The 17070-nt window shown below is 60.0% G+C and carries 26 protein-coding genes, 1 tRNA gene and 1 pseudogene; 21 read left to right on the top strand and 7 right to left on the bottom strand.

The window, feature by feature from the left end; all coding sequences use genetic code 11:
* Positions 1 to 9 precede the first annotated feature (9 nt).
* Positions 10 to 342 (bottom strand): hypothetical protein, encoded by a 333-nt coding sequence (locus tag EKH55_RS04210; protein ID WP_151611024.1) that lies wholly within the window; start codon positions 340 to 342, stop codon positions 10 to 12.
* 205 nt (positions 343 to 547) lie between these two features.
* On the opposite strand from EKH55_RS04210, the gene EKH55_RS04215 reads away from it, so the two are divergent.
* Positions 548 to 1297, top strand: coding sequence for a DUF5131 family protein (locus tag EKH55_RS04215; RefSeq protein WP_151611025.1), 750 nt, complete (start codon positions 548 to 550; stop codon positions 1295 to 1297).
* Here EKH55_RS04215 and EKH55_RS04220 read toward each other — a convergent pair.
* Complete coding sequence (locus EKH55_RS04220; protein WP_151611026.1) at positions 1287 to 2153, bottom strand: three-Cys-motif partner protein TcmP; 867 nt, start codon at positions 2151 to 2153, stop codon at positions 1287 to 1289. The genes EKH55_RS04215 and EKH55_RS04220 overlap by 11 nt on opposite strands.
* Before the next feature lie 54 nt (positions 2154 to 2207).
* Positions 2208 to 2927: an XRE family transcriptional regulator gene (locus tag EKH55_RS04225; RefSeq protein ID WP_246231797.1), complete on the bottom strand. Its 720-nt coding sequence runs from the start codon at positions 2925 to 2927 to the stop codon at positions 2208 to 2210.
* A gap of 68 nt (positions 2928 to 2995) precedes the next feature.
* Between EKH55_RS04225 and EKH55_RS04230 the strand changes: the two genes are divergently transcribed.
* The 5 genes and pseudogenes from EKH55_RS04230 (at position 2996) to EKH55_RS30060 (ending at position 5405) form a co-directional block, all read left to right on the top strand.
* A complete protein-coding gene (locus EKH55_RS04230) occupies positions 2996 to 3202 on the top strand; it encodes a transcriptional regulator (RefSeq protein ID WP_151611027.1) in 207 nt (68 codons plus the stop codon).
* A complete protein-coding gene (locus tag EKH55_RS29315; RefSeq protein ID WP_192803744.1) occupies positions 3199 to 3648 on the top strand; it encodes a GapR family DNA-binding domain-containing protein in 450 nt (149 codons plus the stop codon). The genes EKH55_RS04230 and EKH55_RS29315 overlap by 4 nt, the downstream gene beginning before the upstream one ends.
* Positions 3649 to 3891: pseudogene (locus tag EKH55_RS04240) on the top strand (DUF2312 domain-containing protein); the annotation flags it as partial.
* A 947-nt stretch (positions 3892 to 4838) separates the two neighbouring features.
* The gene (locus EKH55_RS04245) at positions 4839 to 5201 is read left to right on the top strand and encodes a hypothetical protein (RefSeq protein ID WP_151611028.1); all 363 of its coding nucleotides are present in this window, start codon (positions 4839 to 4841) and stop codon (positions 5199 to 5201) included.
* An 81-nt stretch (positions 5202 to 5282) separates the two neighbouring features.
* Positions 5283 to 5405, top strand: coding sequence for a hypothetical protein (locus tag EKH55_RS30060; protein ID WP_269808417.1), 123 nt, complete (start codon positions 5283 to 5285; stop codon positions 5403 to 5405).
* 23 nt (positions 5406 to 5428) lie between these two features.
* Here the strand turns inward: EKH55_RS30060 and EKH55_RS04250 are convergent, their stop codons facing one another.
* Complete coding sequence (locus EKH55_RS04250; protein ID WP_151611029.1) at positions 5429 to 5683, bottom strand: hypothetical protein; 255 nt, start codon at positions 5681 to 5683, stop codon at positions 5429 to 5431.
* Positions 5684 to 5729: 46 nt separating this feature from the next.
* Between EKH55_RS04250 and EKH55_RS04255 the strand changes: the two genes are divergently transcribed.
* The 5 genes from EKH55_RS04255 to EKH55_RS04275 are packed head-to-tail and all read left to right on the top strand — an operon-like array spanning position 5730 to position 9310.
* Positions 5730 to 6125 carry a hypothetical protein gene (locus EKH55_RS04255; protein ID WP_151611030.1) on the top strand — a complete coding sequence of 132 codons (396 nt, stop codon included), beginning with the start codon at positions 5730 to 5732 and terminating at the stop codon, positions 6123 to 6125.
* Positions 6122 to 6862: a hypothetical protein gene (locus EKH55_RS04260; RefSeq protein ID WP_151611031.1), complete on the top strand. Its 741-nt coding sequence runs from the start codon at positions 6122 to 6124 to the stop codon at positions 6860 to 6862. The genes EKH55_RS04255 and EKH55_RS04260 overlap by 4 nt, the downstream gene beginning before the upstream one ends.
* Positions 6859 to 8241, top strand: a complete 1383-nt coding sequence (locus EKH55_RS04265; RefSeq protein WP_151611032.1) for a DUF4942 domain-containing protein — start codon at positions 6859 to 6861, stop codon at positions 8239 to 8241. The genes EKH55_RS04260 and EKH55_RS04265 overlap by 4 nt, the downstream gene beginning before the upstream one ends.
* Positions 8238 to 8408 (top strand): hypothetical protein, encoded by a 171-nt coding sequence (locus EKH55_RS04270; protein ID WP_192803784.1) that lies wholly within the window; start codon positions 8238 to 8240, stop codon positions 8406 to 8408. Before EKH55_RS04265 ends, EKH55_RS04270 begins: the two co-directional genes overlap by 4 nt.
* On the top strand, positions 8405 to 9310 hold the full coding sequence (locus EKH55_RS04275) for a DNA adenine methylase (protein WP_151611033.1): 906 nt from the start codon (positions 8405 to 8407) through the stop codon (positions 9308 to 9310). Before EKH55_RS04270 ends, EKH55_RS04275 begins: the two co-directional genes overlap by 4 nt.
* A 5-nt stretch (positions 9311 to 9315) precedes the next feature.
* Here EKH55_RS04275 and EKH55_RS04280 read toward each other — a convergent pair whose 3' ends face one another.
* Positions 9316 to 9495 carry a hypothetical protein gene (locus EKH55_RS04280; protein ID WP_151611034.1) on the bottom strand — a complete coding sequence of 60 codons (180 nt, stop codon included), beginning with the start codon at positions 9493 to 9495 and terminating at the stop codon, positions 9316 to 9318.
* A 68-nt stretch (positions 9496 to 9563) separates the two neighbouring features.
* On the opposite strand from EKH55_RS04280, the gene EKH55_RS04285 reads away from it, so the two are divergent.
* The 7 genes from EKH55_RS04285 (at position 9564) to EKH55_RS04315 (ending at position 13474) form a co-directional block, all read left to right on the top strand.
* Positions 9564 to 9950, top strand: a complete 387-nt coding sequence (locus EKH55_RS04285; RefSeq protein WP_151611035.1) for a DUF1064 domain-containing protein — start codon at positions 9564 to 9566, stop codon at positions 9948 to 9950.
* Between the two features lie 256 nt (positions 9951 to 10206).
* Positions 10207 to 10803, top strand: coding sequence for a hypothetical protein (locus EKH55_RS04290; protein WP_246231771.1), 597 nt, complete (start codon positions 10207 to 10209; stop codon positions 10801 to 10803).
* Positions 10745 to 11521, top strand: a complete 777-nt coding sequence (locus EKH55_RS04295; protein ID WP_192803745.1) for a hypothetical protein — start codon at positions 10745 to 10747, stop codon at positions 11519 to 11521. Before EKH55_RS04290 ends, EKH55_RS04295 begins: the two co-directional genes overlap by 59 nt.
* The gene (locus tag EKH55_RS04300; protein ID WP_151611036.1) at positions 11518 to 11943 is read left to right on the top strand and encodes a GcrA family cell cycle regulator; all 426 of its coding nucleotides are present in this window, start codon (positions 11518 to 11520) and stop codon (positions 11941 to 11943) included. The genes EKH55_RS04295 and EKH55_RS04300 overlap by 4 nt, the downstream gene beginning before the upstream one ends.
* Positions 11944 to 11961: 18 nt before the next feature.
* Complete coding sequence (locus tag EKH55_RS04305; RefSeq protein ID WP_151611037.1) at positions 11962 to 12561, top strand: transcription termination/antitermination NusG family protein; 600 nt, start codon at positions 11962 to 11964, stop codon at positions 12559 to 12561.
* A 218-nt stretch (positions 12562 to 12779) separates the two neighbouring features.
* A complete protein-coding gene (locus EKH55_RS04310) occupies positions 12780 to 13253 on the top strand; it encodes a BA14K family protein (protein ID WP_151611943.1) in 474 nt (157 codons plus the stop codon).
* Between the two features lie 146 nt (positions 13254 to 13399).
* Positions 13400 to 13474, top strand: a tRNA-Met gene (locus EKH55_RS04315).
* A 405-nt stretch (positions 13475 to 13879) separates the two neighbouring features.
* Here the strand turns inward: EKH55_RS04315 and EKH55_RS04320 are convergent.
* On the bottom strand, positions 13880 to 14185 hold the full coding sequence (locus EKH55_RS04320) for a hypothetical protein (protein WP_151611038.1): 306 nt from the start codon (positions 14183 to 14185) through the stop codon (positions 13880 to 13882).
* A gap of 120 nt (positions 14186 to 14305) precedes the next feature.
* Between EKH55_RS04320 and EKH55_RS04325 the strand changes: the two genes are divergently transcribed.
* The gene (locus tag EKH55_RS04325) at positions 14306 to 14926 is read left to right on the top strand and encodes a putative metallopeptidase (protein ID WP_151611039.1); all 621 of its coding nucleotides are present in this window, start codon (positions 14306 to 14308) and stop codon (positions 14924 to 14926) included.
* Here EKH55_RS04325 and EKH55_RS04330 read toward each other — a convergent pair whose 3' ends face one another.
* Entirely contained in the window at positions 14927 to 15172 is a 246-nt protein-coding gene (locus tag EKH55_RS04330) for a hypothetical protein (RefSeq protein WP_151611040.1), read from the bottom strand.
* A 41-nt stretch (positions 15173 to 15213) separates the two neighbouring features.
* On the opposite strand from EKH55_RS04330, the gene EKH55_RS04335 reads away from it, so the two are divergent.
* A complete protein-coding gene (locus EKH55_RS04335) occupies positions 15214 to 15678 on the top strand; it encodes a DUF2280 domain-containing protein (protein WP_151611041.1) in 465 nt (154 codons plus the stop codon).
* On the top strand, positions 15665 to 17062 hold the full coding sequence (gene terL, locus EKH55_RS04340) for a phage terminase large subunit (RefSeq protein ID WP_151611042.1): 1398 nt from the start codon (positions 15665 to 15667) through the stop codon (positions 17060 to 17062). The genes EKH55_RS04335 and terL overlap by 14 nt, the downstream gene beginning before the upstream one ends.
* Positions 17063 to 17070 lie beyond the last annotated feature (8 nt).

Consider the following 17070-nt stretch of genomic DNA (forward strand, 5'->3'; position numbering starts at 1 on the left):
GGTGAGGGGTCACAGGCGTGCTCCCTCGATGACGTCGCCGAACTGCTGGCGATGATTAAGCGTCGAATGGGGCTGGTCGCGCGCCGGCGCCTCGAATTCCTTCTCGCGGTTGATCGCGAAATAGACATCGTCGACGAGCTCCGACGCCGGCGCGGCCTCACGTTGGAACACGTCGCCATCGGCGCCGAGGTTCCATGCGAGCGAAGCGAGGTCGGAATAGGTGCGCTGCAGGAACTCCTTAAGCGCGGCCTGTTCGTCTTCATCGTTCTGGCTACTGCGGATCGCCGTGGAAAGGCGGAGTGCGTTGACCTTGAAACTGTGCAGTGCGGATTGGAGGCTCATCGCTTCATCTCCCGGCGTGACCGTGTGTTGATGAAGGGATGAAAGCATAACTTTCATCTCCAGGCAAGCGAAAAGAAAGCAATGCTTTCACAAATGCGTGGCGACAGAATGATCCATGGGCGCGACGGGAGGCACCGTGCGCCGACAACCGAACCTTAATCAGTTCTCAATTATCAACTATGTTTGAAGATAGGAGAATCGTCCTATGGCAGAGACATCAATTGAATGGACTGACGCTACGTGGAACCCTGTCGCAGGCTGCACAATTATGAGCGCGGGATGCACAAACTGCTACGCGATGCGCATGGCGGCGCGTCTAGACGCCATGGGCGTCGAAAAATACCGTGGTCTCACTCGGAAAAGCGGTGGTCGAGCGAAATGGACCGGTGATCTCTTTCTAGACGAGGCTGCTCTTTCGATTCCGGAAAGCTGGTCCAAGGCGCGTAACGTATTCGTCAATTCGATGTCGGACCTGTTCCACCCAAATGTGCCGGTGCCTTTCATCCGTAAGGTCTGGAGCGTCATGGCGAACACGCGCCGGCACACGTATCAAATCCTGACCAAGCGGCCCGATCGCATGGCAGAGGTGCTCAGCGATGATTTCGATATTCTGCCGAACGTATGGCTCGGCACGAGTGTCGAAGATGGCCGCGTGCTTCATCGGCTCGATGAGCTGCGCCAGGTTCCGGCGCGGATACGCTTCGTTTCTTTTGAACCACTGATCGGCTCGGTCGCCGGCGCAGATCTATCCGGTATCCATTGGGCCATCGTAGGCGGAGAATCCGGTCCTCAGGCGCGGTCTATGGACTCGGTTTGGATAGATGAAATCTTCCAAATCTGCACTGACGCAAAAGCCGCCTTCTTTTTCAAGCAATGGGGCGGGAAAAACAAGAAAGCAACTGGCCGCAGCTACCGCGGAAGAACATGGGACGAAATGCCGCCGCCTATGCCTTGATAATACTGTTTCCAATCCGCGTTGCGAGGCCAATCGCCTTCCCAGCGGGATTGGAGATAGCCAAGAAAAGGGAGAACATTGGAACGCCGCTGGCGTTCTTCAGTCTCTTAGGCGGCAGAACCTTCGGGAATAGCCCTCTCAGCCGGTCGTAGACGAATTTTTCGATTGCCTCGACATCGGCAACTCGCTGGTACGCTTCGTCATATTCGCCAAGCAGATCACTTTTGCGGGGGCGATTGTACCAAGCCTCTATCCATCCGTCGGTACCCAGCATTCTGGTAATAGCTGCTCGTTTCTTCTCGTCCATTCGTGCTGGATCTTTTGTCGCTTGCCGAAACAAGCCCGCCAATGAAACCAAGTACCAGACGTCAATCGCCTCTGTCTTACGAATTCTCTCGAGAGTGGACCAGTTCACCGCCATCCCGTAGGGATCCAGAAACATGACGGCGCGTTTTCCGACCCATTTCATGGCTTCGATTTCGGCTTCGATCGCCACGTTTGCATCACCCCTCACGATGTCGATTCGACGGCCAGGATACTGGGACTTCAACCGCTCAAGCGCGAGGCAATAGCTCTTTTTCTTTTCCATGAAGACGATGCGGTCAAAAGCCGGAACAATATCCAGTGCGATTTGGGCCGACCCTCGCCGACGTTCAATCTTTTCTTTGACACCGGGGAGCAGATCCGCCTTCGTAGCATTCTGCTTAATAACTCTCTCGCCAGTGCCGGCGAATGCATCTATGTACCAGAGTTCGGAAAACTGTGGGCGAAGGGCAGTGTTGAAGGCCCTTAGGTAGGCCTCGACCAACGACAACTTCAAATCCGTTGATACGTTGCCAAACTCGTGGTCGCTCAAGCGTAGTGCCCTTTTCGTTCCGAAAGAGTCTGGAGCGACGTAGAGAGCATCGGCCTATTCCCCGCTCTTCAAGACGTAGTGAACGGTATGGACCTGTCGTCCATCAAACCGGATCTGCTTGGCCGGATTGAATTGCTCAAGGATGAGTTCACTTTGGGTATGGCGAATCAGCTTCTTAATGTAGGCCAGCTTAGGTCCGTGCTCTTCCGTCTGAATTTCGGCGACAACGTAGTCTCCCTTCACGGGGCGGCGTCGCGGGTTCACGTAAACGGTCTCGCCGTCCTCATAACGCGGATACATTGAATCACCGGATACCTGGACGCCATAGGCTTCCGGTATGCCGCTGAGGCTGGGTGGTGCAAAGATGTCGTCGAGCCGATGCCCGTTTAGTTCGAATTCGCCGTAATCTCCGCCCACAGCCGCCCCGTACAATGGTATCTTTGGGCCCTTCTGTATCATTTCACCGGTTATTTTTGCGTTCGCTGGCTCCGGGGCAACAGGCTCCGGTGCGAAAGGTTCCCCGCGACCGTAGGCTAGCCATTCCAAGCTTACGCCGGAGACGCGACAGATCGTCGTCAGGCTGTCGAGACCGACCTCTTTGCCTAGCTCCCAATTCCCGACCGCGCCGCGCGTAACCGGCTTGCCTTCCTTGCTCAGAAGTTCCGCGAGTTGCTCCTGTGACCGCAGCTTGAGCATATCCGTGCGGACCTGCTTGATGCGCGCGCCGCGCTCCTCGTCGATTTTTCTAACTGGCGTCATTTCGCGAATATGCATCACGAAAGCGATTCTTTCATCGAAAGACATGCTTGCAATATAGTGAAAGATATGCTTTCAATTGGCGCATGGAACAGATTTGCACCAGAGCCAAAGAAGTCGCCGGCGGCCCCGCCGCCATCGCTAAAGCGCTTGGGGATGTGACTCCGCAAGCGGTATCGCAGTGGAAGCGGATACCGGCTGACCGGGTGCTCGAAATGGAGCGCATCACCGGCATATCCCGTCATGAGCTTCGCCCCGATGTCTTCGGCAGGGCATCGGAGGCAGCGGAATGACCTCCGACGCCCAAATCAAAGCTTTCATCGACCGCATCCTTCGCCTGAAGGAAGAGCAGGACACGATCGGCGAGGACATCCGCGACATCTATGCGGAAGCGGCGAAGGCTGGCTTCAACAAAAGCGCACTCGGCATGATGGTCCGAGATGAACGGCAGAAGGCGCAAGGATGCTGCGTCTATTTCGCCGTGTTCCCAAAGTCGAACCTGCTGAAGATTGGCATCTCCCGGAACGTCGAGCGCCGACTGGATGCGCTCTCGTACCAGCGCGGCGAGCGCGCTGAGTTGCTCGGGTCGTTCCCGTCCACCTACCCGATGGAGGGGTGGTACCACGCGCAATTCAGCGGGTGGCGGCTGTTCGGCGAGTATTTCGCTTTGAACGAAGCCACCCGCCAGATGGCTCTCGAAATCATCAACGTCGAAAAATGCAAGGCGGAGGCGGCTTAGATGTCGGACACCCACATTGTTGCGCGTGACCAGCTCCGCGGTTTCATCGAACGCATCGAACGCCTCGAAGAGGAAAAGAAATCGATCGCCGACGACATCAAGGATGTCTACGGCGAGGCCAAGTCGATGGGCTTCGACACGAAGATCCTGCGCAAGGTCATCTCCATCCGCAAGCAGGATGCCGACGAGCGCGCCGAGCAAGAGGCGATCCTCGACACCTACCTGCACGCCCTCGGCATGATCCAAATGGACATGTTCGAGGAACCCGAACCGGACGGCGGCGCAGTCGCTGCAGTGAAGGGCAATGCCCGACTGGCGAACGCCGCTGGCGTTGAACCGCCGCCGTCCGAGCGCATCGATCCGACGACCGGAGAGATCCTCGACGACATGAAGGCGAAGTCTCGCCAGCGGATGACCGACGGCATGGCCGATCACAAGGCCCTGTCGTCGGCTCTGGCAAAGGATGGGCTCATATCCGAGGAAGCCCACGCCGAGAACGTCAAGTTGGCAGACGCTGTTGCCCAGAAATATGGAAACGGCGTCAGAGCCGACGGCGGCCTCGACATTGTCACCAAGCACACCGAAATCGCCACGGCCTCTCAAGGTGAAGCCGCGGCTCCCAGCGACGAGCGCGTAAGTCCCACAGTCGACATCGGCAGCGCCGGCGCCAACGCAGGAGGAGAAGATGTAGACGGCAGCGCGGAGCGCGCGTCCCCTGTTGCAACGTCGTCTGGCCCGGACGGTAAACGGGCAACCAATTCGCCTGAAGAGGCAAACGAGACGGTGGGCGGCTTTCCGGTTGCTGCAGCGCCGACCAGTGCGGAGGAAACCGGCGTCGATGGCCGAGACGCTGAAGAGGCCAACGGGAACGTCGCCGTTAAGAGCGTGACAGCCGGAGAGACGGCAACCAATTCCAGAGCGAAAGCATCCGATGACAACGCTGCGATCAGCGCCAAGACGGCGCCCGCAGGACGGGAGATGCGAGTAGGCGAGGCTGGACGCGATTACCAGCCTGCAACGTCTGACGATGGACGTGACAGCCTGGAGAGACAGGCACCTATTCCCACCGCCAAGCCGAAAACCGCGCTCCGGCCCAGATGTCGGAACCCTGAAGCCTGCGCCGGCTATGGCGATCGTCACTGCCATGCCTGCACCGTCGCGATGCGCGAGAAAGCGGAGGAAGTCGCCTGATGTCGTTCAATCACTTTGTCCGCTTCACCAAGGCAGAAGACGCGATGGCGCAGCGTGCCATAGAGCGCGGCGTCGGGCTCGATCGGTCCAACTCCTCCCGCGTCGAACTCTCTGCGATGGTCTCGGAATTCGCAGCCAAGAAGGGCATCCGCAAGTTCGCCGATGGCGAAAGTAGCTCCTACGACAGCATCAAGAGCTTCCTTGCCGATCGAGGATACGAGCTCGCCTACCGCGTCAACCGCTACACGATCAAGAAGGCCGGCGCGCGCGGGCTCGGCAATACCATGACCTGGGCGAAGGTCATCGACTTCGTCGACGAGATTCGCCGCTCCGAAAACCTCCAACCTCTGAGGGCTGCGTGATGAACCCAACATGGATTTTGATGCTCCCGCTTTTCTTCTGGCCGGCGATCGTCTGGCAGGCCGCGATCGAGGAAGTCGGCAATGGCAGGTGATCTGATCGCAATCGTCCTGGGCTCGGCCGGGGCCATGATCTGGCTCTTGCTGCTGCTGTCGAAGCTCTCGGCTCGGGAGTTCCGACAGCGCGGTTTCGTCGCGAAGGATTGAGCGCTTCTCCTCCTCCCAGGCGCTCAACGCTGGTCCCGGTCATCCTCCTCCCAGCCGGGGCCAGCAACTCTCAAACGGATCCGCTTGTTCGCCAGTCTCATGACCACGGCTTGAACAGCGGCACCCAAGGGAATGGGAGCCGGCGACGACGAGGTCACGTCGCCGGCAGCAGGACCGGACGTTGCGGCGGTGGTCCTGCGAAACGGAAAGACCTGGGAGGGACCGGCAGCCGTTGGCGCGGCGCCGTCCTCTCCATCGGAAGTAATGCCTCTGCGCATCACGCGTCTCCTTGAACGGGAACAGTGATCGCACAGGGACCGAGAAATGTACGGCAATAGAGTTTCCAAAACCGGAAAACGTGTTTCCGAGGCGAAGATGACAAGCGTGGCATTGACAGAGGCAAGAGGTTGGTACGCCGCCCTTATGGACGCTGAGTTCAAGGGCCGTGGCGACCGCGAAAAGGCTGTCCGGGGCAGGCTGGCGGATAAGACCGGCGTCCCGGAGAGCTACCTCTATCGACTTCAGTACAAGACACGTGAAATGAAGGACATCGCCGGATCAGCTTATCGGGCGCTGATGCTGGCGTACGACGACATGTGCCTGAGGAACGAGGAAGCGGCGGCCAAGCATCGCGCCGATCGCCACGCACTGAGGAAAGCCCATGCGACTGCTGATAAGCGCTCTGAAAAGAGCGTGGGAATGGGGGAGGCTTCAAATTGAGAAGCTCCTCCACTGGATGCGCCGGCACCGGCCTCGGGAATGACCGACTTTTCCCGCAGCAACATACATTGACTTTCCCGACCGGTCGCCGGAGCCGCACACGTTCGTTGCGGGTCCTTATAGCCTGCGAGTTTTCCGGAACGGTCCGAAATGCCTTTCTCGATCGCGGCCATGACGCTTGGTCCTGCGATCTGCTGCCGGCTGAGAACGGCAGCAACCGGCACATCCGCGGCGACGCACGTGACCTGCTGAATGACGGCTGGGACATGCTGATCGTCGCGCATCCTCCGTGCACGAGGCTCTGCAACAGCGGCGTTCGCTGGCTGTCCATTCCTCCTCCCGGGAAGACGGTCGAGCAAATGTGGGCCGAGCTCGACGAGGGCGCGGCGCTGTTCTCCGCCTTCTGGAACGCGCCGATCGATCGGATCTGCATCGAAAACCCCGTCATGCACAAGCATGCCAAGGCGCGCATCGCGAACTACGAAGAGTTTGCCCAGAGCGTGCAGCCTTGGCAATTCGGCCATCCCGAGGTCAAGCGCACCTGCTTCTGGCTCCGCGGCCTTCCTCCGCTTGTTCCCACCGACATCGTCTCTGGCCGTGAGGCCCGTGTTCACCGCATGCCGCCGGGCCCTGACCGCTGGAAAGAGCGCTCCCGCTTCTTCCCTGGCATAGCCGCCGCCATGGCTGACCAATGGGGCGACTACGCCGTCCAACAGTTCCTCCGCGAGGCAGCATGAACCAGCTCATCACCCGCGCATCGATCGCCGAGATTGCCCGTCACCGCGATGCTACCCTTGCAGCCTTCGAGGCAGCCCGCCAGGCAGAGGCATTCGCCAAAGAGAAGATGAACGAAGCTCACAAGCTCCTGAAGGTCGCGGCGCCCTTCGCCGCCGGCCTATTCGCCACGCGCGATGTCAAGGACATCACCGACCGCCATTACATTGATGGCCGAGTGTGGGACTCGGTCATCCATTCCACCCAACTCAACCACCTGATGGACAAGAAGGCAAAAGACGAATTTCGCCAGCAGCTTCTGACCGAGGCGCCGGAGTTCACCGAAGAGAACGCCTACGCCACGATCGAGCAGTTCGCTTCCGAAGCCGGGATGATTTTCCGCCGGGGCATCGCCGAGATGTTCTCCAACCTCGATCGCCGCTTCCGCTCACACAGCGGCTGGAAGATCGGCGGCCGAGTCATCTTGTCGGGCGCATTCGATAGTTGGGGGCTCTGGAACTATTACCGCGACCACCGCTCCACCCTTCAGGACATCGAGCGGACCTTCCTTCTCCTGGATGGCCGCAAGCCGGTTTCTGACTATGCCGGGATCGTCGGAGAGATCGACCGCGTCCGCATGACGGATGGCTTGAGAAACGCGCGCCAGACGGAAGTCCAGAGCGAATTCTACACCGTCCGTATTTTTAAGAACGGCAATGCTCACCTGTGGTTTAAGCGTGACGATCTGGTCCGGCTCGCAAACCGAATGATCGGCGAATATTACGGCGAGGTCATCCCGGAGGAGCGCAAGCACGAAGACGACGGCGGCTTGCACGAGCCGAAGCGGGAGATGGCGAAGAATTTCGGCTTCTTCCCGACGCCGGACAGCCTCGCAGAGCGGACAATCGACCTCGCCAGCCTCTACAGTCGGGATGGCGCGCTTCGGGTTCTTGAGCCTTCCGCCGGCACAGGACAGCTTTCCAAGCGCGCTCGGCGAGAAGGCGCCGCCGTCGACTGCATCGAGTGCCAGCCGCATTTAGCAAACGACCTGAAGGCCGCCGGCATCTACGGCATGGTGATCTGCGCCGATTTCCTGGCGATCGATCCTGCGACGAGCGGGCTTTACGACCGCATCATTATGAACCCGCCGTTCGATCGCGAGCGCGACATCGACCACGTCATGCACGCTCTGAAGTTCCTCAAGGACGACGGTCTCCTGGTAGCGATCATGTCGGCGCATACCGAGTTCGCCGAGAGCCGCAAGGCCGTCGCCTTCCGCGAACACATCGCCAAACTCAACGGCGTCTTTTCCGACAATCCCCGCAATTCCTTCTCGAGCGTTGGCACCAACGTCAACACGCTCACTCTGAAGGTCTGGAAGAATGGGAGGAAGGTTTGGTGATTACTCCCTCAGCAATCATCGAATGGGCTGAAGCCCAGAAGCGCCAGAAGTTCACCTGGCTGGAAGACCATGGCCCGCGATCGAAGCGCCCGCGTCCTGAGACTGAGGCTGAGAACAAGCTGCGCGACGCCGTCATCGCTCTCTGCAATGGGAGGGCGGCAGCGTGACGGAAACACTCAACGTTCGCCCATTTTGGCAGCCTTCCGGTAGAGAGCCCACTAGGCCTCTTCTTCGCTGGCATGGCGGAAAGTGGATACTTGCCCCGTGGATCATCTCATTCTTCCCTGAGCACCGCGTCTATTGCGAGCCGTTCGGCGGAGCTGCGAGCGTCCTCATCCGGAAGCCGAGGTCATATGCCGAAATCTACAATGACCTGGATGATGATGTGGTGAACCTGTTCCGCGTCCTTCGAAGCAACCGCTATGCCGAACTGACGCACAACATTATCCACACGCCGTTTGCTCGCTCGGAATTTCGAGCAGCTTACGAAGAGACCGATGACCCGGTCGAGAAAGCGCGCCGCCTTATCATCAGATCATTCATGGGCTTCGGATCAGATGGGCACAACGGCACTCGTATGACGGGCTTCCGAGCCAATAGCAACCGATCTGGCACGACGCCGGCGCACGATTGGGCCAACTACAGCGAGGGTCTTGAGCTAATCATCTGGCGGCTTGAAGGCGTAGTCGTCGAAAACCGTCCTGCCATCGAAGTAATGGCTCAGTGCGACGGACCTGAGACGCTGCACTATGTCGACCCGCCGTATGTGTGGGAGACGCGCTCCAAGGCCAAAAACTCAAGCAAAAAGAACTACCGGCATGAATTGAGCAACGAAGATCACGAGAAGCTGCTCACTTTTTTGGGCGGTCTCAAGGGCATGGTTGTCCTCTCTGGCTATCCGCATCCCCTTTATGAAGGTGCGCTTAGTCATTGGGAGCGGCATGAGCGCAAGGCTCTTGCCGACGGCGCACGCGAGCGCACCGAAGTTCTATGGCTCAACCCCGCAGCCTCTAAAGCCAACGCCGCGGGTACAGCGCAGATGCATCTCTTCACCGGGGGCGCGGCATGACAGGTTCAACCGCTCATCTTCGACGGGACCTCCTCGCCGGGCACCGGACTGATGTCGGGCGCGTCCGGGCCCACGTCGGGCTCTGGTTCTTCGATTGGTGGCTCCGGCAGATCTGGCGGCACATCCGGCGGCATGTCTGGCGGGAATTCAGGGTCATTGGGCTTCGGGATCGGGGTCGTTGGCATTCAGGCCTCCTCTTTGCTCGTGCAACCGATGCTGGGCTGTATTTGTTCCACGAGCCGGGAGGTGTGGCATGACCTTAATTTCAGATCGCATGTCCGCAGCCCAGTTCCGCGATATCCAGCAAGCTGATCAGTCCGAACGGCCTTCGAAGTACCGAAATAAGAAGACGACCGTCGACGGCATCAAGTTCGACAGCAAGCGCGAAGCACAGTTCTATGCCTCGCTGAAGCAGTTGGAGCGCGCCGGCCAGGTCTACGAGGTCGAGTTGCAGAAGCCGTATGCCCTCACGGTCAACGGTCAGCTTGTCTGCACCTATCGTTGCGACTTCGCGTTCTATGACGCCATCCAAAAGCGCAACCGCGTCGTCGACGTGAAGGGCGTTGCCACCAGGGATTTCAACATCAAGCGCAAGCTGATGCGGGCCATCTACGGCATCGACGTGGAGGTCATCCGCTGATGAGCCGGTGGATTCGCGTCCAGACTTCCATCTTCGATCATGAGGCATTCGCCTCTGAGCCGTTACCGAGCGAGAGGCATGGCTTTGGCTGATCTCGAATGCTGCGTGGAAGGAAACGAAGCATCGCATCGGTAATGACGTTCTCAACGTCCCGATCGGCAGCCTTTTTACGACGTTGCGGGGCCTACAATCCGCATGGAAATGGAAATCGGACAAGCGCGTACGGCTGTTTCTCTCTCTTCTCGAAAGAGAGGGAATGATCGAGATAAGCACGGACGCAGGAAAGACGCACGTTACCGTCTGTAATTACTCGCGTTATCAGGAAACAGGACGCAGTGAAGACGCACCCGGGACGCACGGCGGACGCACGGCGGACGCACTAAAGACACCAATACACCAGAACACCAATACATCCTCACTTCGTTCGGATGTTTGCCCGGAGCCGGAAAAATCCGCTCCGGTCTCGCCGACGGTGATCGATCTTCCGACCGTCAACGGCGACGTTGTTTCGATTACCGAGGCGGATGTGGCCGAGTGGGCGGAGGCCTTCCCTGCCGTCGACGTTCGCCAGCAACTGGCGGCCATGCGTGCATGGCTCAACGCCAATCCCAAGAACCGCAAGACCAGCAAGGGCATGAAGCGCTTCGTCGTTGCGTGGCTCACTCGCGACCAGGATCGCGGCGGAGGGCGCCAGCGTCCCCAAGCGCAATCGCCACCTCGACCGATGAGCCCATCCCTGCAACGCCACCACGACATCCACTCCCGACTGAAACGCGACCTATACGGTGAACCAGATGAGCAATTTGCCGGCCCAACTGTCGACCTTGCAGCAGGAGATTTCCGCTCTCACTGAGAAGCTCGCGCCGGCCAATGCTGACGAGATCGGCCAGTGCATAGAAGGCCTGATGAGCGGCGGCATGCGGATCTCCGAAACGATCACGGCCGCCAACCCGGTCGAGGAATATCGGCTCTCCCTGCGCAACGTGCCGGTATACGGCCTGCGCCGGGCGTACACGAAGCTGAAGCGCGGCGAATACGAGAACATCAACCTGGCGTTCATTCCGCTGCCGGCGGAACTGGCGGCCATGGCGAACGCCGAATGCCGGATCATCCGCGAGGACCGGGTTCGGAAGCATGAAACGCTCAGGGCCATCGAGGCAAGCGTCAGCAGAACGTTGCCGAGCGCTCACGGCCTCATGGACCTGCGGGTGAAGCAGCGCGAGCGTGCCAACGAACTGGCGGCCCAAGGGTTCTACCTTGTCGCCGAGGGCGTCGACCATCTGGAGTTCACGAATCTCGCTCGATCGCGCGAACTGCCAACTCGGTCTGTCCACCTGTGGGCCATTGATGAGGTGTGGTCGCCGATCGCCGTCCGGGTCAACCGCAACAGGATCCACACAAGGCTGAACGTCCAGCACGAGCCGGTTTCGCCTGAGCGCGCCGACGAGCTCGCAAAGATGCTGGCGCTCCCTGACGCCCGGGAAGTGAGCGATGAGCAGATGGCCTATCGCCGCCGCATCGAGGCTGAGATTGAAGCGGTAGAGACTCCTGCAGAGGAGAAAGCGGCATGAACATCCAGCACCGCACCGTCGACATCGAAGCCGCGGCGAAGCTTTGGAGGGACGACCTTACCGCCTCGCAGATTGCCAAGCGCTTCGGCGTCAGCCGCAATGTCATCGTCGGCATCGCCTACCGGAACCGGAAGCTGTTCCCGCAGCGTGAGGAGCGCAAGTCCCAGGGGACGAGGGCGGCAGCACTGCGCGCGCCTCGGAAGAAGGTGTTGGTACCGCCTGCCGCGCAGCCGGCGCCGGTGCCTGAAGTCGAGCTCGCGCCGCCGACGGCCTACGACGCCGAGCGCCTCGCATCCGCAAAGCTCCTCCACGAACTCACGGCCGGCCAGTGCTGCTGGCCCCTCAACAATGGCGGTCCGTACCTGTTCTGTGCGGCGGAAACGACGGGCCGCTACTGCAGAACCCATCAAGCCAGAGCATAGCAGACGAGGGAAAACGATATGCTGAGAAACGAATGGTACGCGATCAAGGCCCGGCCGGGAACGCAGCGCAAGGCGTCGCCCAGGGTAGGGGAGACCGACGAGCGTAAGGGCGAATTCATCATCGAGCGTACCCTTCGAGACGCCGGCTTCGAGGTGTTCATGCCGTCATTCCGGCGCGACATCAAGCACCACCGGACAAAGGAGCTGCATGAGCGCCGCTTCGCCATGCTCGTCGGCTATTGCTTCGTAAACCTGCCGACGCGGGAGTTCTTCCGCCTCTCGCGCGTCGATGGCGTCACGGCCATTCTCGGAGTCGCCGGATGCCCGCTCCGGATCGCAGACAAGCTTATCGAGGATCTCTACGATGCCGAGGCCTCGGCTCAATCCACGCTCGAGAGAGAACGCAGCGCACGCCGGAAGCGCACCAGGCGCGAGTTGCAAGAAGAATTCCCGGAGGGCAAGGTCGTCACGATCGCCGCTTCGCATCGGCTCGTCGGCGGCATGCTGGCAACCGTCCTCGACGTCACCAGCAGAAACACGGTGAAAACCCTTGTGGAAACGTTATCAGGGCTGGTCCGCGTCGAAGTTCCTCTTGAACTAATCGACCGCGTCGCTTAATCTCCTTGCAATCATTGGTGATTTGCAGGCTGTTCTGATCGCGGACCTCGATTAGAGGGAACACTCGCCGGGCCTTAGGGAGGAAGCTCACCGCCTCCCGCCTTGGCAGAATATTGTTTAAAGCGAAGAAAATTGGCGGCCAAGCGTCCAACAACGTTCATCCTGCGTTCATCGCAAGCACCCGAAAATGACTCGACGAAAAAATGTTGGGTGATCTGATGAAGAAGATAGGTGCACTGTTAGCTGCGGTGACTACGGCTTTTGCGGGCGCGGTACCGGCACAGGCAATGTCCATGCCGCCTGTTTCGATGCGGTATTCGAATTCTCAAGCTGTTGACCTGGTCCATCACAAGCCTGGCCACCGTGGCGGCCCACCGCACGCGCGCAGGTACAGCAGCCCACGCTACAGCGCCGGGCCACGTTACGGTTATTACAATGGCTACCGGGGGTACCGGTACAATCGGGATGGTTATCGTCGGCACAGTGATGGATGGTGGTATCCGCTGGCCGCATTCGGAGCTGGGCTGGCCATCGGCGGAGCGATCGCGTCGCCTCCGCGCAGGGTTTATTCGGACGCTAGTTCAGCCCATGTTGAATGGTGCTACGATCGCTATCGTTCATATCGAGCTTACGACAACACCTTCCAGCCCTATTACGGGCCGCGCCAGGAATGCATTTCTCCGTACTATTGATCCTGCGCTTTCTAAACTGCAGTGACCACCCTTTGACCGCCGTCTACTCGGTAGGGTGGTCGCCTTCGTTTCTGATCCAGCGCCGGGCATTCCCGACGTCAAGCAGCCTCCTGCCGGAGAGGTGGACGAAATCCGGCATCAGTTTACGCAGGCAGGGCAACTGGTAAGCCGCGTGGCTCATAACCACGAAGGACCGGGTTCGATTCCCGGGCCTGCAACCAGATACTAGGGAAGCCGACGCGCCCCGACCTTTCGCAGCGCTGGATACGCAACCAGCGCCGTCGGCCAAGCCGGGAGGGTAGCCCGGCAGCAATTCGAGGCAATGCCTCACGAGATGCGGGAAGAGAGCCGAGGCGTCACCCGACAGTGCCAAAAGCTCGCGTAGGAACCATGTACGGGTTGAATGGTACAATGCGCCCCGCTGCCTTCTTTCGTGCCGCCGTGAAAACGGATGGCCGCCTCAAGCTGGCGCGATATCGGGCCGCCAGACGGTCACAGATCGGGAAGGCGGACACGGCAACTCTAGCCGGTTCGAGAAGGCAAAGGGAGAATGGTCCCGGTCGTTCCTTCCCGAGTGGATCAGGGCGGCAGCGAATACGCCCGGGAAACGGAACCCTCCTGACCAGCTAACTCTTCGGCACCTTTTTGTCGGAAGCGAAAGTGGCTGTCGTGTAGTGCGCGACAATCCATTTCTCGAGCGTAATCTTTGCTCCGAGCTTTTTTTCGGCTGCGGGTTTGATCGCCTTGAATGTGTTCACAGCCTCTTCCATCGACGCGAAATCGCCTACGAGAGTTGTGTTTGGCAGCCGATTCCATTCGTTTGAGGAACTTAGAATCCACCCCTCCCATCCGAGGGGTCTTGCAGCTTCCAAAAACTCATAGTGGGGCGAGTTCGCTTCGTTCAGATCATAACAGGCGATAAATCTCGACATTCATTTCTCCGTTTCTGATTGCATAAGCAGGAAACGATGAATGTGAGCGATTCGCAACCGGAAGACGGCATAGCGAGACAGTTACACCCGCAACTCACAGGTACTTGAGGGCAATCGACAGTGAGACCTCAGCCACCGTCTTCTCTGATCGAGGACATCAGTTCGCCGGCGTTCGTTCCGGCCGAAGATATGCCGGAATGGGTAGAGGCAACCTTCCTCGATCCCTCCTCGCCGCTCCATAACGAGGAACACGCCCACTTAGCGCATGCCGAGATCGGCTTCCTCTGGACCGTCGTCGAGAACAGCCGCAAAGGCCGCCGCATCATCGGCCAGTGCGAAGAGGGGAAGCCCCAAGGCGCTATGGGTAAGTGGGCCCGCGCCCGTGCAGAGATGCAGGTGAAGCAGTGGTTCGGCTTCGTGCCGGATTTCATCATCACGCTGGATGCTGAATACTGCCGGGCATGTGGCGATGCCGAGTTCATGGCGCTCGTCGAGCACGAGCTCTATCACGCCGCCCAAGAGACGGATGCTTTCGGCGCTCCGAAGTTCAGCAGGTCAACCGGACGCCCTGTCTTCACCATCCGCGGACATGACGTGGAAGAGTTCGTCGGCGTCGTTCGTCGCTACGGGGCAGATGCAGCCGGTATCCGCGCGATCGTCGATGCGGCCAATCGGCCGCCTGAGATCGCCAGGGCGCAAATCGCCCATGCTTGCGGCACCTGCCAGCTCAGGATCGCGTAACTAGATGACGGCCACGTTGCCAGCCTTCACCTGATCAGTCACCACCACCGTGTCGCCGAGGAGAAGCACCTCAACCTCGTCACTTGGGTTCCGATCGAGACAGAGGCGGTATTCGGTCAGCTGACCGCCCGGATGGTTCATGGATGACCTGGTCCATTTAACTCCGCTGTACACGCCCACCGGAATTGCCCGGCCAGAGACTTCACAGGCTGTCAGTACATGCAATGTCACCGCGTACTTCCCCATATCCGCAACCTCCATTGATTTGACCGGACTTTGACACAACCATGGCGAAAGCGAAACTCTCCGATGAGGTGAAGACCTACATCGTGCAGGCACTGTCGTGTTTCGACAGCCCTTCGGTGGTGGCGGCCGCAGTCAAGAAGGAGTTCGGAGTCGACGTGAGCCGCCAGCTCGTCGAGAGCCACGATCCGAACAAGAAGGCAGCCTCCGGACTGGCGCCGAAATGGCGTGTCCTGTTCGAAGAGACCCGCAAGACCTTCCTCGAGGATACGGCCACCATCGCCATCAGCCATCGCGCGGTCCGGCTGCGCGCCCTGCAGCGCATGGCCGAGAAGGCAGAGAACCAGGGCAACATGGTGCTGGCATCGTCCCTCCTGAAGCAGGCGGCGGAAGAAGTCGGCGGCGCATACACGAACCGGCGCGAGCTGACGGGAAAGGATGGAAAGGACTTGCCGGTACCAGTATCGCCGGTGACGATCTTCCAGTTGCCCGACAATGGCAGGAGCTGAGCAAGGGCAGGGCGCCCAGACAGTTATCCGGCCGCAGGCGGGCCCGCAGACATCATTCCTCGCCTCGCCAGCGGATATCGCGATCTATGGTGGGTCGGCTGGCGGCGGCAAGACGTGGGCTCTGCTCATGGAGCCGCTGCGCCATGTCGCGAACCCGCAGTTCGGGGCAGTGTTCTTCCGGCGCACGCTGGTGCAGGTCCGAAACGAGGGGGGGCTCTGGGACGAGAGCGAGAAGCTCTACCCGAGCCTGAACGCAAAACCGAGGGTGGCGCCGGATCTGTCGTGGACGTTTCCGTCTGGGGCGTCGGTCAGCTTCGCGCACCTCGAGCACGACAAGACGGTATCGAACTGGCAGGGCTCGCAGATCCCGCTGATCTGCTTCGACGAGCTCACACACTTCAGTGCAAAGCAGTTCTGGTACCTGCTGTCGCGTAACCGATCGATGTGCGGCGTCCGCCCGTATGTCAGGGCGACCTGCAACCCGGATGCGGATAGCTGGGTAGCCGAGTTCATATCCTGGTGGATCAACCAGGATACCGGGCTTCCGATACCTGAGCGGGCAGGCGTTCTCCGCTACTTCGTCCGCATCGGTGACGCGATCATCTGGGCAGACCATCCGTCGGAGCTCGCCGACTACACGGCGCCCGATGAGAACGGCAACCCGAAGCCGATTGAGCCGAAGTCGGTGACCTTCGTCCCAGCCAAGCTGACGGACAACAAGGCGCTGATGGCGGCGGACCCCGGCTATCTCGCCAACCTCATGGCTCTGCCGACGGTGGAGCGCGAGCGCCTCCTCGGCGGCAACTGGAAGATTCGGCCCGCAGCCGGGCTGCTGTTCCGCCGCGGCTGGTGTGAGGTCGTTGACGCTATCCCCGCCGGCGCGCGCTGGATGCGTGGCTGGGACCTTGGCGCGACACCGAAGACAGAGAGCAACGATCCGGACTGGACCGCCGGTACCAAGATTGGAAAGCTTCCGGACGGCCGGTACATCGTGGCTCACCACTGCCGTGATCGGCTGTCGCCATCCGGCGTCGAGCGGCTGATCAAGAACACGGCGGAAGCCGACGGCAAGGATGTGCACATTTCTCTGCCTCAGGATCCTGGGCAGGCGGGCAAATCGCAGGTCACGAACCTGACAAAGCTGCTGTCCGGCTTCACCGTTCGGGCGACGCCTGAATCCGGCGACAAGACCACGCGATTCAGCCCGTTCTCTGCTCAGGCGGAAGCAGGCAACGTCCTGGTGCTTCGCGGTCCATGGAATGAGACGTGGTTTTCATCGCTCGAGGGCTTCCCCGAGGCGGTTCACGATGATGACGCCGACAGCACGAGCCGGGCGTTCAACGCGCTTCTGAGCGCGAGCACATACACGCTGGCGAACGTTTAGGAGCGGAC

The sequence above is a fragment of the Sinorhizobium alkalisoli genome (genome assembly GCF_008932245.1).
Taxonomy (GTDB): Bacteria; Pseudomonadota; Alphaproteobacteria; order Rhizobiales; family Rhizobiaceae; genus Sinorhizobium; species Sinorhizobium alkalisoli.

Coding starts and splice junctions, on each gene's coding strand:
- EKH55_RS04210 (WP_151611024.1), bottom strand. CDS start 342: ATGAGCCTCCAATCCGCACTGCACAGTTTCAAGGTCAACGCACTCCGC.
- EKH55_RS04215 (WP_151611025.1), top strand. CDS start 548: ATGGCAGAGACATCAATTGAATGGACTGACGCTACGTGGAACCCTGTC.
- EKH55_RS04225 (WP_246231797.1), bottom strand. CDS start 2,927: ATGCATATTCGCGAAATGACGCCAGTTAGAAAAATCGACGAGGAGCGC.
- EKH55_RS04230 (WP_151611027.1), top strand. CDS start 2,996: ATGGAACAGATTTGCACCAGAGCCAAAGAAGTCGCCGGCGGCCCCGCC.
- EKH55_RS29315 (WP_192803744.1), top strand. CDS start 3,199: ATGACCTCCGACGCCCAAATCAAAGCTTTCATCGACCGCATCCTTCGC.
- EKH55_RS04245 (WP_151611028.1), top strand. CDS start 4,839: ATGTCGTTCAATCACTTTGTCCGCTTCACCAAGGCAGAAGACGCGATG.
- EKH55_RS30060 (WP_269808417.1), top strand. CDS start 5,283: ATGGCAGGTGATCTGATCGCAATCGTCCTGGGCTCGGCCGGGGCCATG.
- EKH55_RS04250 (WP_151611029.1), bottom strand. CDS start 5,683: ATGCGCAGAGGCATTACTTCCGATGGAGAGGACGGCGCCGCGCCAACG.
- EKH55_RS04255 (WP_151611030.1), top strand. CDS start 5,730: ATGTACGGCAATAGAGTTTCCAAAACCGGAAAACGTGTTTCCGAGGCG.
- EKH55_RS04265 (WP_151611032.1), top strand. CDS start 6,859: ATGAACCAGCTCATCACCCGCGCATCGATCGCCGAGATTGCCCGTCAC.
- EKH55_RS04280 (WP_151611034.1), bottom strand. CDS start 9,495: ATGCCAACGACCCCGATCCCGAAGCCCAATGACCCTGAATTCCCGCCA.
- EKH55_RS04285 (WP_151611035.1), top strand. CDS start 9,564: ATGACCTTAATTTCAGATCGCATGTCCGCAGCCCAGTTCCGCGATATC.
- EKH55_RS04290 (WP_246231771.1), top strand. CDS start 10,207: ATGATCGAGATAAGCACGGACGCAGGAAAGACGCACGTTACCGTCTGT.
- EKH55_RS04295 (WP_192803745.1), top strand. CDS start 10,745: ATGAGCAATTTGCCGGCCCAACTGTCGACCTTGCAGCAGGAGATTTCC.
- EKH55_RS04300 (WP_151611036.1), top strand. CDS start 11,518: ATGAACATCCAGCACCGCACCGTCGACATCGAAGCCGCGGCGAAGCTT.
- EKH55_RS04305 (WP_151611037.1), top strand. CDS start 11,962: ATGCTGAGAAACGAATGGTACGCGATCAAGGCCCGGCCGGGAACGCAG.
- EKH55_RS04310 (WP_151611943.1), top strand. CDS start 12,780: ATGAAGAAGATAGGTGCACTGTTAGCTGCGGTGACTACGGCTTTTGCG.
- EKH55_RS04320 (WP_151611038.1), bottom strand. CDS start 14,185: ATGTCGAGATTTATCGCCTGTTATGATCTGAACGAAGCGAACTCGCCC.
- EKH55_RS04330 (WP_151611040.1), bottom strand. CDS start 15,172: ATGGGGAAGTACGCGGTGACATTGCATGTACTGACAGCCTGTGAAGTC.
- EKH55_RS04335 (WP_151611041.1), top strand. CDS start 15,214: ATGGCGAAAGCGAAACTCTCCGATGAGGTGAAGACCTACATCGTGCAG.
- terL (WP_151611042.1), top strand. CDS start 15,665: ATGGCAGGAGCTGAGCAAGGGCAGGGCGCCCAGACAGTTATCCGGCCG.